Here is a 19,628-nt window from a genome sequence, read left to right on the forward strand (position 1 = left end):
TCACTCCAATGATTAATATGCGAAAAAAAAGATAGCCCATATACCCGATCAGGCGTATAGGGGCTCTTTTTATCAGAACATGATGACTTTATATGTTAGCTGGTGTGAACCATTTCATCCGGATCCGGTTGCACTGCATCCGGAATCGCACTACCAGGACCAGCCATGGTCATTTTGATGTCAAGAACCTCCAAAGCAGGTACGCTCCATTCCTTTTTCATATAGATTCACCTCCTTTCAGAAATTTTTTTGTAGGAATCGATACAAAATTACGCTGCGCATAAGCAGTTTAATGGCGGGATTGTAGGCTTGATTCGGGCTGATCCCTTGGCGGGCTTCTGCTAAGGCATCGTGTATGACAGGCATGTTGATGATCTGCTGCATTCGGGAATCGTGGGATACACGGTCCAGTTCTGCTAAAAACACAGGCCAGTCACTTAGCATTCGGTGGATTGAATCTGCTGCTTGAATCCCTCTTGTTCGATGGTTGAGACGGATGGAATCAGGGAGCCAGCCTTTAGTAGAACGACGAATTAAAGCACGGTCCATCCCTTTCTGAACGAATTGCTCCATGGGAGTTGATAAACAGAAGCGGATAACCCTTAGATCATTCGAGGGATCATGGCTCCATAAAGAGTAACGAAGAGAAAGTTTACAATTACTTGTACCGGTTGCACTCCACATGTTGACTCTTTCGAAATGCACTCTTCTCGCTTCCAAGGGGTCGTCAGGCAGATCGTCTGTCGAGCCGATTCCCGTAAACGTAAGGTCATGGAGTTTCTCATAAATACCCACTCGTTTGGCGTAGTCGGAATTGATTAATTGTGGGAAATCGCCGGAAGCGATTGAAGAGCTTCGCTGTTTCAATACCGGGATAGCTTTACGACCGACAATGGAATATAGCCGTCTGCGACCCACTCCGACGTACCTGCTATATCGTTTAATTTCCTGCGTTAGCTGAAGCCACTTGAGGTTCTTCAGGAGTTTGGTGTAATATTCGATCGCAGGTCCCCAAGAGATGCTGTAATTTCCTCTGGCTCCATTAAGCAGAATCCCGATATCTCGTTGTTCTGCATGCTCGAAAATGCCCCTAAGCCAAAACGAATTATCAAAAAACTTATATGGAGACTCCAGGATGTCAATCCAATCATCGATTTCCGTGAAAGCACTTCTTCCGGAGAAATCCAAATAGTGGTCGTTAATGTTCCCCACGAATTGTACCGTTTGCTTAATGAGAGGTCTCTCGTCTGCAAGTCTGTGCTTCGGCGTCCAATCCACAAATCCGGTTTCTGGCACGTAACTGAAGGTATGTAACGAACGTTTTTCATGCTCTAACGCTCTGGCCGCAAAACTAACCACCGAACCTGAATCCAATCCTCCGCTGAGATGAGCTCCGACGTTTCGCTTCGTTCGCCGAAGCCGTGCGGTTACGGCATTGTTGAATATTTCCCGGAAAGCCTCCTCATACTCTTCTGATGATGCCAGTTGCAAAGGAATGACATCCGAGAGGCTATGGTATCGGCTAATCGATACGTTATCATTCTTAATGATGATTTTATGAGATGGCGGTAGCTGAAGGATGTTTTTGTAAATCGTAGTGGATACATCCGGTGGTTCAAAAACGCCATGGATTGCCAGAAACTCAGCCAGCCATGTTTCATTGATTTCTTTATGTATAAAAGGTAATGAAAATAAAGGATTAATGGCCGTACAGAAGCAGATCTGCTGCTCATTATGATGGTAATAGAGCGTCCTTGCGCCTGAGAAGTCCCTGGCTCCGAAAAGGAGCTGCTTTCTCTCGTCCCAAATGATGAAAGCAAAGTCCCCGACCAACCGTTCCGGCATTCGTTCGGACCATTTCTCATAAGCAAGGAGCAGAACTTCACTGTCTGTCATATGTTGCCTCGAGTGATGCGGCACTTGCAATTGATCCATTAATTCATCGCGGTTGTCGATAATGGCGTCAGCCGTTATGGCAAGCCCCCGGTTCGAATCGTAGTAAGGTAAACATTCCTGGACGGATTGCTCCGTAATCCACTGTGCATGACAACCCAACATGACGTGATCCATGTTCCATAACCTGCTTTGGTTGGCCGGATATTGCCTCAAAGCCTCCATGATAAGTCCGCCATGTTCCGACTGGACCGCTTCCCCATTAAAACGATAAATACCGGCAATAGCACTCATTTGAATTTCCTCCAATTGGACCAGAACAATCACTGCTTGATACCTATTGTATCGTAGTCATTATATAACATGATACAATACGTATCAATGTTTTTTTTATTTATTATTTTTCTTGCTTGGAAAAGGATGTACAACCTCGATTAAAATTCTTTTATGTCTTGAGCTAGTGTTGAACAGGATTAAACAAAATAGATAAGCCAGTAGAACACCGAAGGAGTCGTTAATCACATCATAGATCCGGCCTCCCCGAAAAAAGAAAAGCTGAAGAATCTCCGTTAAAGCAGCGTAGATAATAGCCCAATAAAAAGCCGATTTATATTTCCCGAAATTTGAAGCGAGCAAGGCAAGAATAAAGAATCCGATAAGATGGCCTATTTTCCGTAAAATCCAGTCCTGGCTAGCCCATTGGAAATCAAGCCTTAACAACTCCGACCAATCGGGATTCGGATTGAGTTGGAAATCAATAATATGATATTGGATTAACAGATTGAAGTTAACGGAGCAAGTGAAGATAAACAGGGCAAGAGCCCAGATGATCGTAAGAACGATGCGCATAGCAGAGCCTCTTTTCATAAAAGCGCTTCAATATTGGGTGCATTCTTATAAAATGCAGGAACAGGAATGGCCGTTGATACATAATGTATCTAACTAAGGTTGTATATTATAGCAGCTCTACACTTATTTCAAGTTTAAAAACAGCTTTTTTGATAACAAGACAAGATGAATGCCTTCTATTCATCTTAGTTAAGCGTTTACAGAATGCATGTTTACCACTTGAAGCAAGGAGGATATCAGCATGGCTGACAAGTATACCCATTACATGAAGATGAATACATGGTCATCTAGCGATGAGATGCTCTTGGAAGACTTAAGCTTCAACTTTAACTTGCTTGATGAGGAAATGATGAGCCGGGGTATTAACGTTAAGTGGTTTGGGGCTGTAGGTGATGGTAAAACAGATGATACTGCGGCATTCCAGGCAGCGATGGCAATGTGTGATAAGCGTTATAAGCTGTTTGTGCCGGCAGGCAATTATCGGATCCGACAAACGATAGAGAACAATAGTCGTGGGATCTATGGAATTGCTCCTTATGTGGATAGCGGACAAATGGGGACTCGAATTATCTGGGATCCCCTCGACACTACAACGGATTTGCTCCCTTGTATTAGAATTGCAAATGCTGGAGTAAGAGCAGTTTTTGAGGATTTTGGAGTTTATGGGGTCTCGCAATATAACTCAAGACAACTCATCAACTGGATTAATAAGGAGTTATTTGAACAAAGTTTGTACGATATGTTTGCCGTAGGTCCAGCTGCGTTCGAAGTAGCAGGATCAGCGACACCGATATTTAGAAATATTGCTACATCCGGAGTAAAGGTTGGACAGCTTCTTAACAGTAACAATGGGCATGTATCCTCATACGAATGTTCCTGGAACGGATTAATTGGCGTATATTGCCGTATCAACACGGGGGATTATTTTTATCAAGGCGGCAGTATAACAGGAGCATTCTGCGGCATCATGTTCGGTACGATATTAGCGGCTGGACATCGCGGGGGGTTCAATGCCAATATTCATAGAACGCATCTTGGATTTTCACCGTACGCTATTTATCAGTGCATTGACAGTGGACTTGATGACTATAAGGCAGCTCCTGTAGTTATAGGATTAAGCGGCATCTACATGAATGCTCAGTTTGAGCAATGTGGAGAAGCTGCAATCAAACTATTGAGTAAATCTTTGACTTCGAATTTAAGAATATTCGGCTTCGGCTTTACTTGGTCAGTAACAAGTTATACAGGAAATCCTTCAAAGTGGGAGTACTCGATGCCGGATGAACTGATACCTGCTGGTGAAAAACAAAAATATGCAGCTTGGTTTGGAACCGTTACAGCTCCGGCGACATTTAATGACGAACTTGGAGTATTAAAGAAATCGAATGCTCAGGGTGCCATTGGAACAGCATATATTGATATTCTAACCGGGGATAAGGAATCCGATTTGACTGGTTTAGGAGCAGAGGATACGGTGATTCGCAGAAAGATTACTCCTTTATACAAAAGCGCTGACTTACAAGCTCGTATGAAGGAAAGAGAGCATCGCACGTTAATGCCGGTATCAGCGCCGAACCTGCTCAAAAATCCAGAAGTACTATCGAACTGGACGATAGTAAATGGAGGCGTACTTAGTCTTGTCACAGCAGACCAAGTGCCGATCCCTATTAGTAATGAGATGAAGCAGGTCATCGGTCCGCATCCGGTCATTTTAAAAATCACGCCAGATGGAGTACGGTCACCGATGATGGCGATCAAGTTCAATAGCCAGACACTGCCGTATCGTGGAGATGCAAACAGAAACTTGGCCATGCAATATTTCATTTTGCAAACGGAGTATGAAAGCGGCTCGTTATATAAATCAATGGGCCGAGTAGCTGCCCAGAATGCGGAGTATATTTTTAACGATGCCATCACTTGGCGTGAAAAAGGTTGGAAGCATCTTCGTGGGAGAGAGCTTGCAAGTCAAACAGGTTTATTGAATGAATTCAGCATATCTTTCATCCCCAAAGTGGGAGAAACCTATATTGCTGGGGTGATGGTGACGTGGGATCATATAGGGGCGTATTCTCCGTATCCACATAGCTATATGACCGATTCCCTGGAAATCGAGGGCCCAGGAAACGGAATTATACTGACGGACTCCGTAACAAGAGCCAGATATCAATTATCCATTGTCAACGGCAGTTTGCAGATTACCCCAAAATGATAACTGCTTCGTTAACAGATCCTCTTCGGTGAATCAGCTTTGTTGATCTTGTACATCAACATGGCTGATTTTTTTGTTGGATTAGAACGAAAAGTAGGTGATATATATGATACAAACTGTGTCATTTTTATGTAAATTCATGAAAATTAGCCTTGACATGATACAAAATGTATCGTAAATTATGGAATGTAAAATATACAGATTGTATCGAAGAGTTTGGAAATTCAAGGCATGTTTTTTAATCCAGAAATAAGCGGAGGTTTGCAGCCGAATGGAACTCAAACAATATTTTCGAGTTGTTCAGAAAAAATGGTGGGTGATTGTGGTCATTGTCATTATTGCGATGGTAGCAGCCGCTTTAAAAAGCTTTTATTTTACGACACCTGTCTACGCAGCGAACGCTAAGTTAATTGTAAACCAATTCTCGGGCGACAGAGCGGCATCACTCAATGCAAGCACGATCCAAACCAGTATTTTTTTGATCAATTCGTATAAAGAAATTATTAGATCCTCGGCCGTGATGAACAAAGTGGTTGAGCAGTACCCCGAGCTGGGGCAAAGCCCCTCACAAATTGCCGCGAAAATATCCGTTACCTCGGCGAACAATTCGCAAGTGATGAATTTGGTGTACGAGGATGTCTCTTATGCAAAGGCCGCGAGTGTCGTAAATGCTGTCTCCACGGTATTTAAAGAGCAAATTCCGAACATTATGAATGTGGACAATATAACCATTCTGAGCGAAGCGGATACAACCATATCTCCTGCACCTATTAATATTAATCCGGTGATGAACATGTTTATTAGTTTTGTTATCTCACTCCTTCTGGCGATCGGCTTTATCTTTCTGCTCGATTATTTGGACGATACGCTCAAGACCGAAGTGGAGATTGCAGAAATCATGGAAGTACCCGTGCTTGCCGTCGTAGGGAGGATAAGCCGAAAAGAGCTGAAGAAGTCCACAAGAGCGAAAACTATTCCAAAACAGGAGGCAGGTGACAGTCAATATGCGTCGATCCATCAATAACCATAATCTGATCGTGTCGGCCAATCCTAAATCGCCAATTTCAGAGATTTATCGACTGCTTCGAACCAAGATCCAATTTTTTTATAAGGAACAGGAATTGAAGACCGTTATGGTCACATCGTCGCAACCCGGAGAAGGCAAAAGTACCGCGATAGGCAACTTGGCGGTAGCTTATGCTCAGGAAGGCAAGAGTGTGCTTCTGATTGATGCAGACTTGCGCAAGCCCTCACTGCACCGGATGTTCTCGCTGCTAAACTCCCAAGGCTTAAGCACTCTGCTTGCGGGAGAAACAAATCTTCAGGAATCAGTTCAGGAAACGGCTGTTGAACGATTATCACTGTTGCCATCCGGACCGGTCCCCGCAAATCCATCGGAATTGATCGATTCACCGGCTATGCGGGAGCTGCTGGAGCTGTCAAAACTGCAATATGACGTCATTCTTATCGATACGCCATCGGTGCTTTCCGTATCGGACTCCGTGATTGTCAGTGCATTATGCGATGGAGTCATTATGGTAGCTGCTGTCGGGAAGGTAAAGAAGGATCATCTTAGAAAGGCGAAGGAGCAACTGGACCATGTGAATGCCCGAATGTTGGGGATTGTGCTGAATTAATCGAAGAGATCACCTATAAGGAACGGCTTTCAGGCTGGGATGATATTAGGCGAAGAAATGAGTAAGAAAAGGTAATGTCTGCTGCACCTCTATCACTGCAGACACTCGGTTACGCTGTGGGTCGTATCGACCTTAGACATGATTGTCGAGGGTGTAATGTGAGGACGGGTTCAATGCCCTTTTTTCATGAAAGGCTTAGCTATGTGCTTTTCTACAGGGAAGAGTATATAGCTGAGCGTTTCTGCTAAACGGACAATGAGCCTACCCGTTGTCTACATAAAAATAAGAGTTGGAGAGTGAATGGGTGATGAGGAGAGTAAAGAAAGCCATTATTCCTGCAGCGGGTCTTGGTACACGTTTTCTGCCTGCAACAAAAGCAATGCCAAAGGAAATGCTTCCGATCGTGGATAAACCCACCATCCAATACATTGTGGAGGAGGCCGTGGCATCGGGAATTGAGGATATTATCATAGTGACGGGTAAAGGCAAGCGTTCCATTGAAGACCATTTCGATCATGCGTTTGAACTGGAGCATAATTTGCTCAGCAAGGGGAAGTATGAATTGCTTAATGAGGTTCGGCGCGCTTCGAATGTTGAAATCCATTACATACGCCAGAAAGAAGCCCGGGGTCTAGGCCATGCCGTTTGGTGTGCACGTAATTTTATAGGAAACGAGCCGTTTGCTGTCCTGCTAGGGGATGATATTGTCCAATCCGATACACCGTGTACTCGGCAATTGGCGCAGCAGTTCGAACGCTTGCAGAAGTCCGTGATAGGTGTTCAAACCGTACCCGATGATCAAACGCATCGCTATGGTATCGTGGCTCCGCTGGGTAAAATGAACCGCTTGTATGAAGTGGATTATTTTGTAGAGAAGCCTCCTGCCGGTCAAGAACCGTCGAAACTAGCCATCATGGGCCGCTACATATTAACTCCTGAAATTTTTGATTTTTTGGAGCATCAAGAGGAGGGCGCTGGTGGAGAAATTCAGTTGACGGACGCGATCCAGAAGCTGAATGAAAGTCAGGGCGTATACGCCTATGATTTCGAAGGCACCCGATATGATGTAGGTGAAAAGCTTGGATTTATTATGACAACTCTTGATTTTGCACTTCAAAATGAGGAGCTCCGCAAACCCCTTCTACAAGGTATGGAGACGATTCTTGAAAGAGAGTATTCAAATTCAAATAAAAATTAATAGCTGAAGAGGTGTATCATCCATGTCTCCCAATCCGCAACGTAATGAAGTAGACGTTGTGTTCGAAGTAAATAAACGATATGCAAACGATTTGGCATTAGAGGCGGAACCTAGAGTTATGTATCTGGCAATAAAACGTGTCATGGATTGTGTATTGGCCTTCATCGGTCTTGTTCTGTTGTCGCCACTCTTTGTGATTGTGTCCATTCTTATAAAACTGGAGGACCCGAAAGGGTCTGTTTTTTTCTACCAGACACGCATCGGTAAGGATGAGAAGCCATTCCGAATGTACAAATTTCGCTCCATGGTATCGAATGCAGAAGAACTGCTTGAGGAGCTATTGGATCAAAATGAAGTCAGTGGTGCGATGTTCAAGATGAAGAATGATCCTCGTATTACGAAGCTTGGGAAATGGATTCGAAAGACGAGCATTGACGAGTTGCCTCAGCTTTGGAATGTTCTCTGCGGCGAGATGTCTCTGGTCGGTCCAAGACCGGCATTACCAAGAGAAGTTCAATTATACAGCAATTACGACAGGTTGCGATTGAGGGTAAGCCCTGGCTGCACGGGATTGTGGCAGGTGAGCGGTCGTAACAATTTAAGTTTTGATGAGATGTTGGAGCTGGATCTGGAGTATATCGAACGAAGAGGCTTGTGGATGGATCTGAAATTGATACTTCAAACCGTCAAGATCATGATCCTTCCGAATTCAGCCTATTAACTGAGGCGTGCTATTGGAATTTTTGAGGAAGATAGGGTGATTGGAAAATATGGAGAGGATCGCTGGATTAAGCTCTTGGAGAAGGAACGCCGCACGAACGATTCGTGGGTCGATACAGGTCGGGGTCATTATAGCGAGCGGTACTTTGATTGGATTGCTCAGTTCCATTGACACTCTGCATATTAAACTGCTGGAATTGGTATTCCTGGTCTTATGTATGCTGATCGGGCTGTATATCCAGTTTAAGAGCCCCCATGTTCTTATTCCATACTCACTTTTGATATGGACGATCAGCCCTGAGGTAAGACGCTTGCTCGACTGGTCGTTTCAGTCGTACAGCGATACATCGATTATCATGCTGACTCCGTATTCTGTTTCATTGATATTACTTATAACAACGCTCAAACACTTTAATCGGATCGATTCGAGAATAAGACTGATCATAAAAATCATTGGCGTGGCATTGATATATGGGTTTATCCTCGGTTTCATGAAATATGGGCTGTCTTCTGTATATGACTTGATAAGCTTATTTGTTCCATTCTTAGTGCTGCTATACGTGAGTGCCAGTCAGTTCGATAAGGAAGTTTGGGACAAATGGCTGAGAAGCTTTGCTTATCTTGCGGTCCTTGTTGGAGTTTACGGCATTTATCAATACTTGGTTTTGCCTCCTTGGGATCATTTCTGGATGACAACCGCGGATATGAACTCAGTCGGAATACCGGAACCTCAGAAATTCCGGGTATTCTCTCTGCTGAATTCACCGGGACCAGCAGGCATGTTTCTTGGGTTTGCACTAGCCATTATGATTGTGCAAAAAAAGTGGAGAGCGTTTGGCATTGTAGGCATCATGATCGTCGCGTTTGCGCTTCTGCTCACTCTGGTTCGGGTTGGATGGATTACGTGTGTAATAATGATCGTTGCCTATTTTGCCCGTTCCCGATTAAAGAGCAAAGTGCAGTTGGTAGCCTTAGGTGTCATTATGGTGCTGGCGTATACCTTTATTCTTCCGCTCTTGCCGGGGGCCAATCAGGTATCCTCGCGCATTAGCACGTTCGAGTCATTGGAGGAGGATCACTCTTTTAATGAGCGGTTGGACTTTGCTAAATATATTATCTCGGATGTGATATCCAATCCCATTGGAAGAGGACTGGGCAGTTCGGGACTGGGGGTCAAGCTAACCCAGAGTTCGAATACAGTGGCTGTATTTGATAATGGGTATTTAAATTTGTTTTATTCATTTGGTTTACCCCTGGGACTGGCCGTTATTTTTTTATTAGGATATCTGTTCGTGATTCTCTTCAAGATCAGCAAAACAGAGAAGGGTTATGCTCCGATTTCCTTTGCAGCTATCAGTGCGATTCTATTTCTGTTATTAGGAAGCAATGTATTGAGCGGATTAAGCGGATATATTCTGCTGCTGATTATCTCACTCGCATTTCCATATGCGTCTACAAATCGGAGGGAATTATAGCATGTTAATCGTTTTTTTAGGCGACTCCATTACGGAAGGATTAGGTGTCATTCGCTCCAATACCAATTATGCCAACTTGTTGCAGGCACAGCTCAAGTCACTGCTTTCCCAGCCTGTTGATATCATGAATTTCGGCTCCAGCGCCATGCAGGTAAACGAATCAAGGGCGAAGTATGAACAGCGTATTATGGAGCTGCAGCCGGATTTCATCGTGTTTGCCCACGGCATTACGGAATCCATTGTACGGGAACAGAAACAGTATTTGAATTGGCTGCCCAGACGGTGGCGAAGGCCCGGTTGGATGGACCCAAGACCTTATTTTTCGACTCGAACAACGCGGAGACTTATGGAAAAGGTGGAATCGGCGATTCGATGGAGAGTAAAGGTGACCCTGATTAAAGTGTTCGGCGGCAGACCATGGATGAGTCTCGAGGAATTTAGACAGCATACGACCGAACTTATTCTGAACATTCTGAATAACAGCCCGAAGACCAAGGTGGTGCTGCTTACTCCCAGTGATATCGAGGAGAAATATTTTCCGGGATCTGTAGAATCAATGAAGCGGTACAGAGGTATATTGCACGATATTTGCGAGAACAGCCAAGATTCAAACCGGGTATATCTGTGCGACACATCCCAAGTCTTAAATAAATGGAGTGATTACTTGGAAGATCGGTTTCATCCGAATGAACTGGGACACAGTAAAATTGCTAAAGCGTTGCTCAGTGCCATTCGTGAGGATTCCCTTGCTGCACAACCATGGATGAAAGAGGTACAACGATGAGAATCTGTTTTGTTACGCACAAGGTGAAGAAGGGAGACGGACAAGGCAGAGTCAATTATGAAGTTATTGTGGAGGCCTTAAAGCAAGGGCACGAAGTGATCGTGATATCCTCAGAGCTGTCGGAAGACCTCCGAAATCATTCCCAAGTGGAGTGGATTAGGATCAATGTTAGCAAAGTCCCGATCGCCTTGCTGCGAAATCAGTTATTTGCTATCGTTTCCGCATGCTCAATCTGGCTTCGTCGAGCCCGTATTCAGCTAGTTGTGGTCAATGGATTCATAACTTATGCCCGGTCTGATATCAATTGTGTGCACTTAGTTCATAGCGCGTGGGTGAAATCGAAGTATCATCCGTTTCGGGAAAAGAAAACGATAAGAACGTTTTACCACTTCGTCTATAACGGGATCAATGCCGTTCTGGAGCGAATCGCACTGAAGAAAACCCGGCACATTATTTCCGTATCTGAGCAGGTGAAGCAGGAGCTTGTCCGGGATGCAAAATTAGGCGGTCGGCGCATTTCAGTCGTTCATAATGGCGTTGACACGAGTGAATTCTATCCATGGCCGATCAATAGAGCCGATTATAAGCTGGATGAGCATACAGTCTATGCCTTGTTTGCAGGAGATTTGAACTCAGGCATAAAAAATCTGGATACAGTGCTTCGTGCGTTATCCGAAGTGGAGCATGTTCATCTGCTGGTTCTAGGAAATGCAGAAAGGAGCCCATATCCGAACTTGGCCGAACAATTAGGAATTTCGAACCGTGTTCATTTCCTCGGGTATCGGAAGAATATCGCAGATTTTATGGCGCTAGCCGACTTGTTTGTTTTTCCTTCAAGGTATGAGTCGTTCTCGCTTGTCATTTTAGAAGCGATGGCATCAGGCCTGCCTGTGATCATGAGCAACCGCTGCGGCGTGGTTGAGCTTCTGTCTGACGATGCAGCCATAGTCTTGGACAATCCGGATGATGTCCAGACTCTGACCAATGCAATCAGAGAACTATCCTCCAATCCGGAACAATTAAGAAGGATGGCACGAAGAGCGAGGGAACATGCGCTCCAAAACGACTGGGAGGCCATGGCGATCAAATACATGGAAATATTCAGAGAGACGATGAACGCTCAGTCAGGCATCCTGCCGATCGACAGGCTTGAAGGGAAAGAACGGTATGTTGAAAATACATATACTCAAAAATAAAAGAAGTTGGGGCAGTCTTGGCAATGTGATGCAAACATTTGCATCCAATGTGTTAATCCTCGGTGTCAACGTATTGACAGGTATTATTATCGCGAGGACTTTAGGCCCTGAGGGCCGTGGAGAACAGGCAGCCATGATTATGTGGCCGCAATTCTTGGCGTACTGTTTAACTTTAGGCATTCCGTCAGCGCTGGTCTATTATATGACAAGAAAAGATGGGAACCAGGGCTCGCTCTATATCACCGCGTTGATTATGTCGTTGATTCTTGGATGCGTGGCCATAGCGATCGGTGCTGCACTCATCCCGTTCTGGATGAAGGAATACTCACCGGAAGTCATTGAATTTGCCGTGTGGGCACTGGCAGTTTCGCCGCTTGCCATACTAGGCACCATTAATATAGCAGCCTTACAGTCTAGGGAAGAATACCTCTTGTATAATTTCATGCGATATATTCCGGTCCTGGGTACACTGATTCTGCTCTGTGTTCTCGTTGCAACCGGGAATGTTACGTCATTTTATACATCGATCGTATATCTTTTTCCCGCTATCCCAATCACCATATGGATAACAATCAAGCTGGTCTTGCATTATAAAATGAAGCAGAGGAACAAGTTGGAATCCGCCAAAAAGCTGCTCAGTTATGGGGTCCGTTCCTATGGAACCGATGTGGCCGGGACCTTTTCCGGTTATATTGATCAGATTTTGGTAGTAGGGTTACTATCGCCGGCCAGTCTTGGCCTATATGTTGTATCGCTGAGCCTGTCAAAAATTTTAAATACGATTCAGACTGCGATTACCTCAGTGTTGTTTCCCAAGGCGTCCGGACTTCAACAGGCGGAAGCCATTCGACTCACGTTCAAAGTTTACCGCGTTAGTATGCTGGTGACCCTTCTTGTAGGTGCCTCGGTATTTCTTATTGCACCGTATCTGTTAATTCTCCTGTATGGACAGTCATTCACGGATGCTGTTCCGATATTCCGAATTTTAATCTTCCAAACGGGGATTGCGAGTCTTTCATGGATTCTTTCACAAGGCTTTATGTCTACTGGCAAGCCGGGGGTAGTTACCATCATTAGAGTATCAACCCTTGGGCTTAATATTGTGCTGCTGAATATTCTTATCCCGATGCTGGGAATTGAAGGTGCGGCAATTTCGCTGTTGATTACATCCGTCGTGGAATTTGTTCTGATCTTCCTGCTCTATACGCTGAAGCATCATATTAAACCACGGGACTTTATCTTGACGAAGAAGGATATCGTATGGCTGCTTCAGCGTATTCGTATTCAATTGAGCGGCTAAGGAGTCATACTGTGCCAATTGAGCTAGCTTTACCGTTAAATCTTATTGAAGAAAAGAGAGATTATGATGAATATACTTACAACTGGAATGGGTTGGATCGATATTCAGCATGGCGGGTTAAACCGTTATTTTGCGGATTATATGAAAGCTATGAAGGAGTATGGCCATACCGAGCTTGGACTTGTCGTGGGTCCACAGGGGGCTAGTATACAGACTGATCTTAATATTATCAATACTACGGAAGGAACAACAAATCACGATCTCCTATCTCGAATGAGATCTGTACAGAAGCGCTCCTTTCAAGCGGTAGGCAGCTTCCAGCCGGATGTGTATAATCCGCATTTTGCACTCTATTCGGCTATGGTTACTAGGAGGAAAATTCCGCCGCATGTCCCGATCGTTACTCATTTTCAAGGGCCTTGGGCGCTGGAATCCAAGATTGAGGAGAAGAAGCAGAGCGGAGTCATGACAGAGGTGAAGTGTTGGCTGAAGAAACAAGTAGAACAAATAAGCTATCGTCGTTCCGACAGCTTCATTGTTTTGAGCCAATATTTTAAACAGATGCTTGCAGAGAACTATGATGTGAACGAGCGGGACGTTCATGTTATACCAGCAGCCGTGGATCATGAACGCTTTCGTCCTCATCCCAATCGGGAGCAATTAAGAAAACAGCTGGGTATGTCAGCTAATCAACCTATACTCTTCTGTATAAGAAGATTAGTCCGCAGGATGGGAATTGACAGGCTGATTCATGCCATGGTAGATGTGATCAAGATACATCCTGAATCTCGCCTGTTCATTGGTGGAGATGGACCCATGCGTGCGGAATATGAAGCGTTAATCGGTCGGCTTGGACTCTCTTGGCATGTTAAATTGCTTGGAAGAATTTCCAACGAAGAGCTTGTTCAATACTATCAAGCTGCGGATATCAGTGTTGTTCCGACACTTACCTTAGAGGGATTTGGTCTTATTACTGTTGAGTCTCTTGCATGTGGAACGCCTGTGTTAGGAACTCCATATGGGGGGACCAAAGAGATTTTGCAGCAATTGTCGAATGACTTACTGTTCAAAGACGGGACATCTGAAGCCATGAGCGAAAAAATTATTGATGTACTCAATAACAATTCATTTTTGCCAACCCGGGAAACATGCAGGCAGCATGTGATGAATCGGTATACATGGAACAGGGTGGCTGAGGCTGTGACCGGGTTATTTACAGAAGAAATCGAGAAGAGAAAGGTACTTAGAACATGAAGATTGCCTTCTACAATCATACGAGTACCGTGAGCGGGGCCGAGATTAGCTTATTATTGACCGCCAGGCATTTAACCAAAGCCCATCCGATATTGTTCGCGCCAGAGGGGGAGCTTCTTCAGAGGGCCCGCAGTCAAGGGCTTGAAGCAGTCGGTATACCAAGCTTTCGTGCAAGGTTAACTAAGAATCCCCTTCTTCTTGTTATATACGTTTTCGGTATGTTATGGGCAGGTTGGAGGCTAGCTCTTCTTATGAAGCGAAGCCAGGTAGATCTTATTCATGCCAATTCGATTCGTGCTGGTATGATGGCATCATTATTCGGTTGGTATCATAGGCTTCCTGTCGTATGGCATTTGCGAGATATGCCGCCTAAGGGACTCATTGGAAAACTTATTCAAAAATTAGCCGTTCATACGACGCAGGCCCTCATCGGTATTTCAGAATCGGTTATTCATAGCATGGATCATCCCTCCTTACAAGAGAGGTGCCATCTCGTGCATAACGGAGTAGAACTGGTTCATTTTAATGCGGGGGAAAAAGACGAGATAAGAGCACGTTTAAGGTCGGAGTTCCAAACACCGCGGGATGCGAAAGTGCTAGCCATAATTGGTCAGATTGCCCCATGGAAGAGGCAGGAAGATGCGATTGAAGCATTTTCAAGGTTTGCGGTTGAAGAACCGGAAGCGGTTCTATGGATCGTTGGTGAGGCTAAATTCAGGCTGGAGAATGAACGCTATCTTGAACGTTTAAAGGCCAGAGCTAGAACGTTAAAGCTCGAAGATAAGGTTAGGTTTACTGGATTTAGAGATGATGTACTGGAGATCTGCTGTGCAGCAGATCTCCTTTTATTATGCTCAGAGAATGAACCGTTTGGGCGCGTAATTATTGAAGCTATGTCACAAGGTATGCCGGTTGTTGGCAGTCTTGGAGGCGGTGTGCCTGAAATTATCCAGAGCGGTGAAAGTGGGCTGCTGTATGAGACGGGAAACATCGAAGAGCTTACACGCTGTATCCGGCAGGTACTAAAAGATAAACGAATGTGGTTGGCACTTAGCCATAACGGGCAAGAACGCGTCCGAGATCACTTCTCGATTAAGCAGACATCTCAAAAAATTGAGCTGATCTATCAACAGCTGTTGTCTAAGCCAGGAATGAAGCAGGTGGAGCAACAGCATGCAAGGGAGCTGGTATAATGCGGGATTTGAAAATAGCCATTGTGCATGATTACCTCAATCAAATGGGGGGAGCCGAACGTGTGGTGGCTGTATTACACAAAATGTTTCCCGAGGCACCAATCTACACAACCATCGTCGATCGTAACAAACTACTGCCTGAGTTACAGGACGCCGTTATCCATACGACTTGGATGCAGCGAATCCCGGGGATATTGAATAAATTCAAGCTTTATTTCTGGCTGTACCCATTCTCAATAAGGTCTATAAACGTGAAGAGCTACGATCTTATTCTTAGTTCCAGTAGTGCTTATGCGAAGGGGGTTCGGAAGGGTAGGCAGAGTCTTCATGTCTGTTATTGCTATACACCGATGCGCTTTGTCTGGGATTTCGATACGTATATGGAAAGCATTCAGGTACCCCGTTTGGTTAAAAGAATTGCGAAATGGCTGATCTATCCTTTGAAGAGATGGGATAAGAATAACTCTGAACACGTGGATCGTTTGATCGCTATTTCCACAATCGTGAAGGAGCGAATTAAACAGTGTTATGGAGTAAATGCTCCAATCATATTTCCTCCGGTAGAAGTTAGCCGGTTTAGCGTCAAGGAAGGGGTGCCGGAGGATTATTTTCTTGTCGTCTCTCGATTGGTGTCTTACAAAAAAATAGACTTGGCGATTGAGGCGTGCACACAGAGTGGTAAGCGTCTGATCGTAATTGGAGATGGACCGGATCGGAAAAGGCTGGAGCAGCTTGCTGGAGACACGATCACTTTTCTTGGAAGAAAAAGTGACGAGGATGTTGTCCGCTATATGCAAAATTGCAAGGCATTGATATTTCCCGGTATTGAGGATTTTGGCATAACTCCTCTTGAAGCCAATGCGTGTGGCAGACCGATTATTGCCTACTATGGAGGCGGAGCGCTGGATACCATTATAGCTGAACAGACAGGATTATATTTCGAGGAGCAGTCGATAAACTCCTTGGTGAATACGATTAACCGGTTCGATCAATATCATTGGGACCCACAGTATATAAGGCAGCATGCAGAACAATTCAGCGAACACGTATTTATCGAACGGATGCAGTCCATCATTGAATCTTCGCTGAAATCAAGAGAGATCAAATCGACTATTCCAGAACCGGAGGGGAGTTATTAGCAAATGCATATTGTTCTATTGTCAGGAGGTAGCGGAAACCGATTGTGGCCGCTGTCTAATGAGACACGCTCCAAACAGTTTCTTAAAATACTGAATAACGCAGCTGGCCAACGTGAATCGATGGTACAGAGGGTATGGAATCAGCTTGGCAAGATGAACTTGACTCAGACCGCTGTTGTCGCAACCGGAAGATCGCAAGTTGAACTGCTTCAAAATCAGCTTGGACACGAGGTGGAAATCGTTGTTGAACCTGAACGAAGAGATACTTTCCCGGCAATTGCCTTAACTGCTGGTTATTTATACTCCGTGAAGGGTGTCAGTCTGAATGACGTTGTCATTGTGCTCCCCGTTGATCCTTTTGTAGAGGATCACTTCTTTGAGAAAGTAATGGAACTGGAAGCATTAATGCTTGAAACGGAAGCGGATCTTGGATTAATGGGGGTTTCGCCAGATCATCCCTCCTCGAAATTTGGTTATATCGTACCGCAGTCTGTATCGCAGTTAAGCAATGGGGTGGAATTCTACAAGGTTAGCCATTTCGTTGAGAAGCCTGAAGAACAACACGCTCTTCAGCTGCTGGAGCAATCCGCCCTCTGGAATTGCGGCGTATTTGCCTTTCGGCTCGGTTATCTCATCAATCATCTTATAGAGCAGTCTCTTCCCATTCAATATGATGAATTACTTCTGCAGTATAATCGAATGCAAAAAACGAGCTTTGATTACGCTGTGGTGGAGAAAACAAATAATATTGTGGTTATGCCTTATAGCGGCTTGTGGAAAGACTTAGGCACATGGAATGTGCTGACAGAGGAAATCAAAAACCCCTTAGTGGGGCGGGGCACATTGAGCGAGGATTCTTCCAACACACATGTTATTAATGAGCTGGATATTCCAATAACCGTCATAGGTGCTCGGAATTTGATCGTTGCTGCTAGTCCAGACGGGATTCTTGTATCTGAGAAGAATGCCAGTATGCGACTTAAAGAGGTGGTCAAATTTGGAGATCAACGGCCCATGCATGAAGAGCGCCGCTGGGGACGCTACCGTGTACTTGACTATACTAAATATCCGAATGGCTGCGAGGTATTAACGAAACGTATCTGTATTCATGAAGGGCAAAACTTAAGCTATCAATACCATATGCTGCGCAGAGAAGTGTGGACGGTAATATCCGGAGAAGGTGAAATGATACTAAATGATGATGTCCGTCATATTAAAGCTGGCGATGTCATTGTCATTCCGATCGAAGCGAAGCATAGCATAAGAGCGATAACAGAGCTAGAAATTATTGAGGTTCAGACGGGTAGTGAGCTCATTGAAGACGATATTGTGAGACTGGCCACCAGGTGGGAGGAAATCATTCATATTGTTTCTGTGTAACAGAGATTTTCACTACTCATGGGAGTGATAAGAGATGAAATTAACGGTAGTTGGAACCGGGTATGTCGGATTGGTCTCGGGCGTATGTTTTGCTGAGCTTGGGAATGAAGTTATATGCGTCGATAAAATCGAACAGAAGATCATGCAGCTTAATCGTGGAGAGGTCCCCATATATGAACCAGAGCTTCAACAATTAATCGTTACGAACCAAGCAGCAGGCAGATTAAACTTTACAACAGACCTAAATGAATCGGTCAAGAGCTCGGATATTGTAATTATCGCAGTGGGAACGCCATCCTTGCCTAATGGTCATGCCAATCTGAGCTACATCGAACAGGCGGCCAAAGAGATCGGGCGAGCCATGAATAGTTACAAAATTATCGTAACGAAGAGCACGGTTCCGGTTGGAACCAACGAGAAGGTCCGGGAGATCATTTCGGAATATACGAATGAATCGTTTGATATCGCATCGGTTCCTGAATTTTTACGTGAAGGAACAGCGGTCTATGATACGTTGAATCCTGATCGTATCATCATTGGAACCGACAGCGAGAGAGCGGAGAGACAACTGGTTGATCTTCATAAAACGTTGACCTCGGATATCATCGTAACCGATATTCGAAGTGCCGAGATGATTAAATACGCCTCGAATGCTTTTCTGGCAACCAAAATATCTTTTATAAATGAAATTGCGAATATATGTGAAAAAGTTGGAGCTGATGTGACGAAGGTAGCCTCTGGTATGGGCTATGACAGACGCATCGGCTCTTCATTTTTGAAAGCGGGCATTGGTTATGGCGGGTCCTGCTTCCCTAAAGATACACAAGCACTTATTCAAATAGCGGGACAGATGGATTATGATTTCAAGCTCTTGAAGTCCGTTGTTGAGGTTAATCGTGATCAACGATTTAATGTGGTCCGCAAGCTCGAGACTTTACTGGGTAATTTATCCGGGGCGACAATCGGCATTTGGGGGTTAGCGTTCAAGCCAGAGACTGATGATGTTCGCGACTCTCCCGCGTTCGAAATTATTGCTGCCTTGCAGGAGCGGGGGGCCAGAATTAGAGCTTATGATCCTATTGCATCCGGCAATTTCAAAAATCACTCAGATTTCAAACAGATCGTTTACTGTCAAGAAGCGAAGGAAGCGGCTTGGCAGGCAGACGCACTGTGCATTCTGACCGAATGGAAGGAATTCGAGCGTATCTCGTTAACCGACATTGCCGAATGGTTGAATTCACCTTATCTGATTGATGGAAGGAATATATACACAGAGGAGCAGTTGGCTAATACCCAGCTTGTTTATTACTCGGTTGGCAGGCCCAATATGCGGGGCGGGATTAAGGAAAAGGCACCATCTCTTGCCTTGTAGGTCAATGATTGTATGTAAAACATGTACTC

17 protein-coding genes are annotated in these 19,628 nt (G+C 44.7%); 14 read left to right on the plus strand and 3 right to left on the minus strand.

The window, feature by feature from the left end; genetic code table 11:
* Window positions 1–95: 95 nt before the first annotated feature.
* The 3 genes from NYE54_RS01725 to NYE54_RS01735 all read right to left on the minus strand — a co-directional run bounded on the left by NYE54_RS01725 (window position 96) and on the right by NYE54_RS01735 (window position 2,742).
* Complete coding sequence (locus NYE54_RS01725; protein WP_114149298.1) at window positions 96–221, minus strand: paeninodin family lasso peptide; 126 nt, start codon at window positions 219–221, stop codon at window positions 96–98.
* 16 nt (window positions 222–237) lie between these two features.
* Entirely contained in the window at window positions 238–2,187 is a 1,950-nt protein-coding gene (locus NYE54_RS01730; RefSeq protein WP_339269552.1) for an asparagine synthase-related protein, read from the minus strand.
* A gap of 96 nt (window positions 2,188–2,283) precedes the next feature.
* Complete coding sequence (locus tag NYE54_RS01735) at window positions 2,284–2,742, minus strand: VanZ family protein (RefSeq protein ID WP_339269554.1); 459 nt, start codon at window positions 2,740–2,742, stop codon at window positions 2,284–2,286.
* A 241-nt stretch (window positions 2,743–2,983) separates the two neighbouring features.
* Here NYE54_RS01735 and NYE54_RS01740 point away from each other — a divergent pair, with 241 nt between their 5' ends.
* The 14 genes from NYE54_RS01740 (at window position 2,984) to NYE54_RS01805 (ending at window position 19,599) form a co-directional block, all read left to right on the plus strand.
* Window positions 2,984–4,951: a glycosyl hydrolase family 28-related protein gene (locus NYE54_RS01740; protein ID WP_339269556.1), complete on the plus strand. Its 1,968-nt coding sequence runs from the start codon at window positions 2,984–2,986 to the stop codon at window positions 4,949–4,951.
* 271 nt (window positions 4,952–5,222) lie between these two features.
* The gene (locus NYE54_RS01745; protein ID WP_339269558.1) at window positions 5,223–5,975 is read left to right on the plus strand and encodes a Wzz/FepE/Etk N-terminal domain-containing protein; all 753 of its coding nucleotides are present in this window, start codon (window positions 5,223–5,225) and stop codon (window positions 5,973–5,975) included.
* Entirely contained in the window at window positions 5,956–6,588 is a 633-nt protein-coding gene (locus NYE54_RS01750; RefSeq protein ID WP_339269560.1) for a CpsD/CapB family tyrosine-protein kinase, read from the plus strand. The genes NYE54_RS01745 and NYE54_RS01750 overlap by 20 nt, the downstream gene beginning before the upstream one ends.
* 307 nt (window positions 6,589–6,895) lie before the next feature.
* Window positions 6,896–7,786, plus strand: coding sequence for a UTP--glucose-1-phosphate uridylyltransferase GalU (gene galU, locus NYE54_RS01755; protein WP_339273360.1), 891 nt, complete (start codon window positions 6,896–6,898; stop codon window positions 7,784–7,786).
* A gap of 22 nt (window positions 7,787–7,808) precedes the next feature.
* Window positions 7,809–8,507, plus strand: coding sequence for a sugar transferase (locus NYE54_RS01760; RefSeq protein WP_127594056.1), 699 nt, complete (start codon window positions 7,809–7,811; stop codon window positions 8,505–8,507).
* A gap of 49 nt (window positions 8,508–8,556) precedes the next feature.
* Window positions 8,557–9,981 (plus strand): O-antigen ligase family protein, encoded by a 1,425-nt coding sequence (locus tag NYE54_RS01765; protein ID WP_339269563.1) that lies wholly within the window; start codon window positions 8,557–8,559, stop codon window positions 9,979–9,981.
* A 1-nt stretch (window position 9,982) separates the two neighbouring features.
* Window positions 9,983–10,765, plus strand: a complete 783-nt coding sequence (locus NYE54_RS01770; RefSeq protein WP_339269565.1) for a GDSL-type esterase/lipase family protein — start codon at window positions 9,983–9,985, stop codon at window positions 10,763–10,765.
* Window positions 10,762–11,961 carry a glycosyltransferase family 4 protein gene (locus NYE54_RS01775; protein ID WP_339269567.1) on the plus strand — a complete coding sequence of 400 codons (1,200 nt, stop codon included), beginning with the start codon at window positions 10,762–10,764 and terminating at the stop codon, window positions 11,959–11,961. The genes NYE54_RS01770 and NYE54_RS01775 overlap by 4 nt, the downstream gene beginning before the upstream one ends.
* A complete protein-coding gene (locus NYE54_RS01780; RefSeq protein ID WP_339269569.1) occupies window positions 11,933–13,261 on the plus strand; it encodes an oligosaccharide flippase family protein in 1,329 nt (442 codons plus the stop codon). Before NYE54_RS01775 ends, NYE54_RS01780 begins: the two co-directional genes overlap by 29 nt.
* Window positions 13,262–13,327: 66 nt before the next feature.
* Window positions 13,328–14,515 carry a glycosyltransferase family 4 protein gene (locus NYE54_RS01785; protein WP_339269570.1) on the plus strand — a complete coding sequence of 396 codons (1,188 nt, stop codon included), beginning with the start codon at window positions 13,328–13,330 and terminating at the stop codon, window positions 14,513–14,515.
* Window positions 14,512–15,708 (plus strand): glycosyltransferase family 4 protein, encoded by a 1,197-nt coding sequence (locus tag NYE54_RS01790; protein WP_339269571.1) that lies wholly within the window; start codon window positions 14,512–14,514, stop codon window positions 15,706–15,708. The genes NYE54_RS01785 and NYE54_RS01790 overlap by 4 nt, the downstream gene beginning before the upstream one ends.
* On the plus strand, window positions 15,708–16,847 hold the full coding sequence (locus tag NYE54_RS01795; protein ID WP_339269573.1) for a glycosyltransferase: 1,140 nt from the start codon (window positions 15,708–15,710) through the stop codon (window positions 16,845–16,847). The genes NYE54_RS01790 and NYE54_RS01795 overlap by 1 nt, the downstream gene beginning before the upstream one ends.
* 3 nt (window positions 16,848–16,850) lie before the next feature.
* Window positions 16,851–18,227, plus strand: coding sequence for a sugar phosphate nucleotidyltransferase (locus NYE54_RS01800; RefSeq protein WP_339269575.1), 1,377 nt, complete (start codon window positions 16,851–16,853; stop codon window positions 18,225–18,227).
* Between the two features lie 34 nt (window positions 18,228–18,261).
* Window positions 18,262–19,599, plus strand: a complete 1,338-nt coding sequence (locus NYE54_RS01805; protein ID WP_339269577.1) for a UDP-glucose/GDP-mannose dehydrogenase family protein — start codon at window positions 18,262–18,264, stop codon at window positions 19,597–19,599.
* Window positions 19,600–19,628: the final 29 nt, after the last annotated feature.

This window comes from Paenibacillus sp. FSL K6-1330 (assembly GCF_037976825.1).
Taxonomy (GTDB): Bacteria; Bacillota; Bacilli; order Paenibacillales; family Paenibacillaceae; genus Paenibacillus_AQ.

Excerpts from the sequence above, each read along its gene's own strand:
- NYE54_RS01780 (WP_339269569.1), top strand. The coding sequence starts at position 11,933 with ATGTTGAAAATACATATACTCAAAAATAAAAGAAGTTGGGGCAGTCTT.
- NYE54_RS01785 (WP_339269570.1), top strand. The coding sequence starts at position 13,328 with ATGAATATACTTACAACTGGAATGGGTTGGATCGATATTCAGCATGGC.
- galU (WP_339273360.1), top strand. The coding sequence starts at position 6,896 with ATGAGGAGAGTAAAGAAAGCCATTATTCCTGCAGCGGGTCTTGGTACA.
- NYE54_RS01765 (WP_339269563.1), top strand. The coding sequence starts at position 8,557 with ATGGAGAGGATCGCTGGATTAAGCTCTTGGAGAAGGAACGCCGCACGA.
- NYE54_RS01790 (WP_339269571.1), top strand. The coding sequence starts at position 14,512 with ATGAAGATTGCCTTCTACAATCATACGAGTACCGTGAGCGGGGCCGAG.
- NYE54_RS01805 (WP_339269577.1), top strand. The coding sequence starts at position 18,262 with ATGAAATTAACGGTAGTTGGAACCGGGTATGTCGGATTGGTCTCGGGC.
- NYE54_RS01795 (WP_339269573.1), top strand. The coding sequence starts at position 15,708 with ATGCGGGATTTGAAAATAGCCATTGTGCATGATTACCTCAATCAAATG.
- NYE54_RS01800 (WP_339269575.1), top strand. The coding sequence starts at position 16,851 with ATGCATATTGTTCTATTGTCAGGAGGTAGCGGAAACCGATTGTGGCCG.
- NYE54_RS01775 (WP_339269567.1), top strand. The coding sequence starts at position 10,762 with ATGAGAATCTGTTTTGTTACGCACAAGGTGAAGAAGGGAGACGGACAA.
- NYE54_RS01725 (WP_114149298.1), bottom strand. The coding sequence starts at position 221 with ATGAAAAAGGAATGGAGCGTACCTGCTTTGGAGGTTCTTGACATCAAA.
- NYE54_RS01745 (WP_339269558.1), top strand. The coding sequence starts at position 5,223 with ATGGAACTCAAACAATATTTTCGAGTTGTTCAGAAAAAATGGTGGGTG.
- NYE54_RS01735 (WP_339269554.1), bottom strand. The coding sequence starts at position 2,742 with ATGCGCATCGTTCTTACGATCATCTGGGCTCTTGCCCTGTTTATCTTC.
- NYE54_RS01740 (WP_339269556.1), top strand. The coding sequence starts at position 2,984 with ATGGCTGACAAGTATACCCATTACATGAAGATGAATACATGGTCATCT.
- NYE54_RS01730 (WP_339269552.1), bottom strand. The coding sequence starts at position 2,187 with ATGAGTGCTATTGCCGGTATTTATCGTTTTAATGGGGAAGCGGTCCAG.
- NYE54_RS01750 (WP_339269560.1), top strand. The coding sequence starts at position 5,956 with ATGCGTCGATCCATCAATAACCATAATCTGATCGTGTCGGCCAATCCT.
- NYE54_RS01760 (WP_127594056.1), top strand. The coding sequence starts at position 7,809 with ATGTCTCCCAATCCGCAACGTAATGAAGTAGACGTTGTGTTCGAAGTA.
- NYE54_RS01770 (WP_339269565.1), top strand. The coding sequence starts at position 9,983 with ATGTTAATCGTTTTTTTAGGCGACTCCATTACGGAAGGATTAGGTGTC.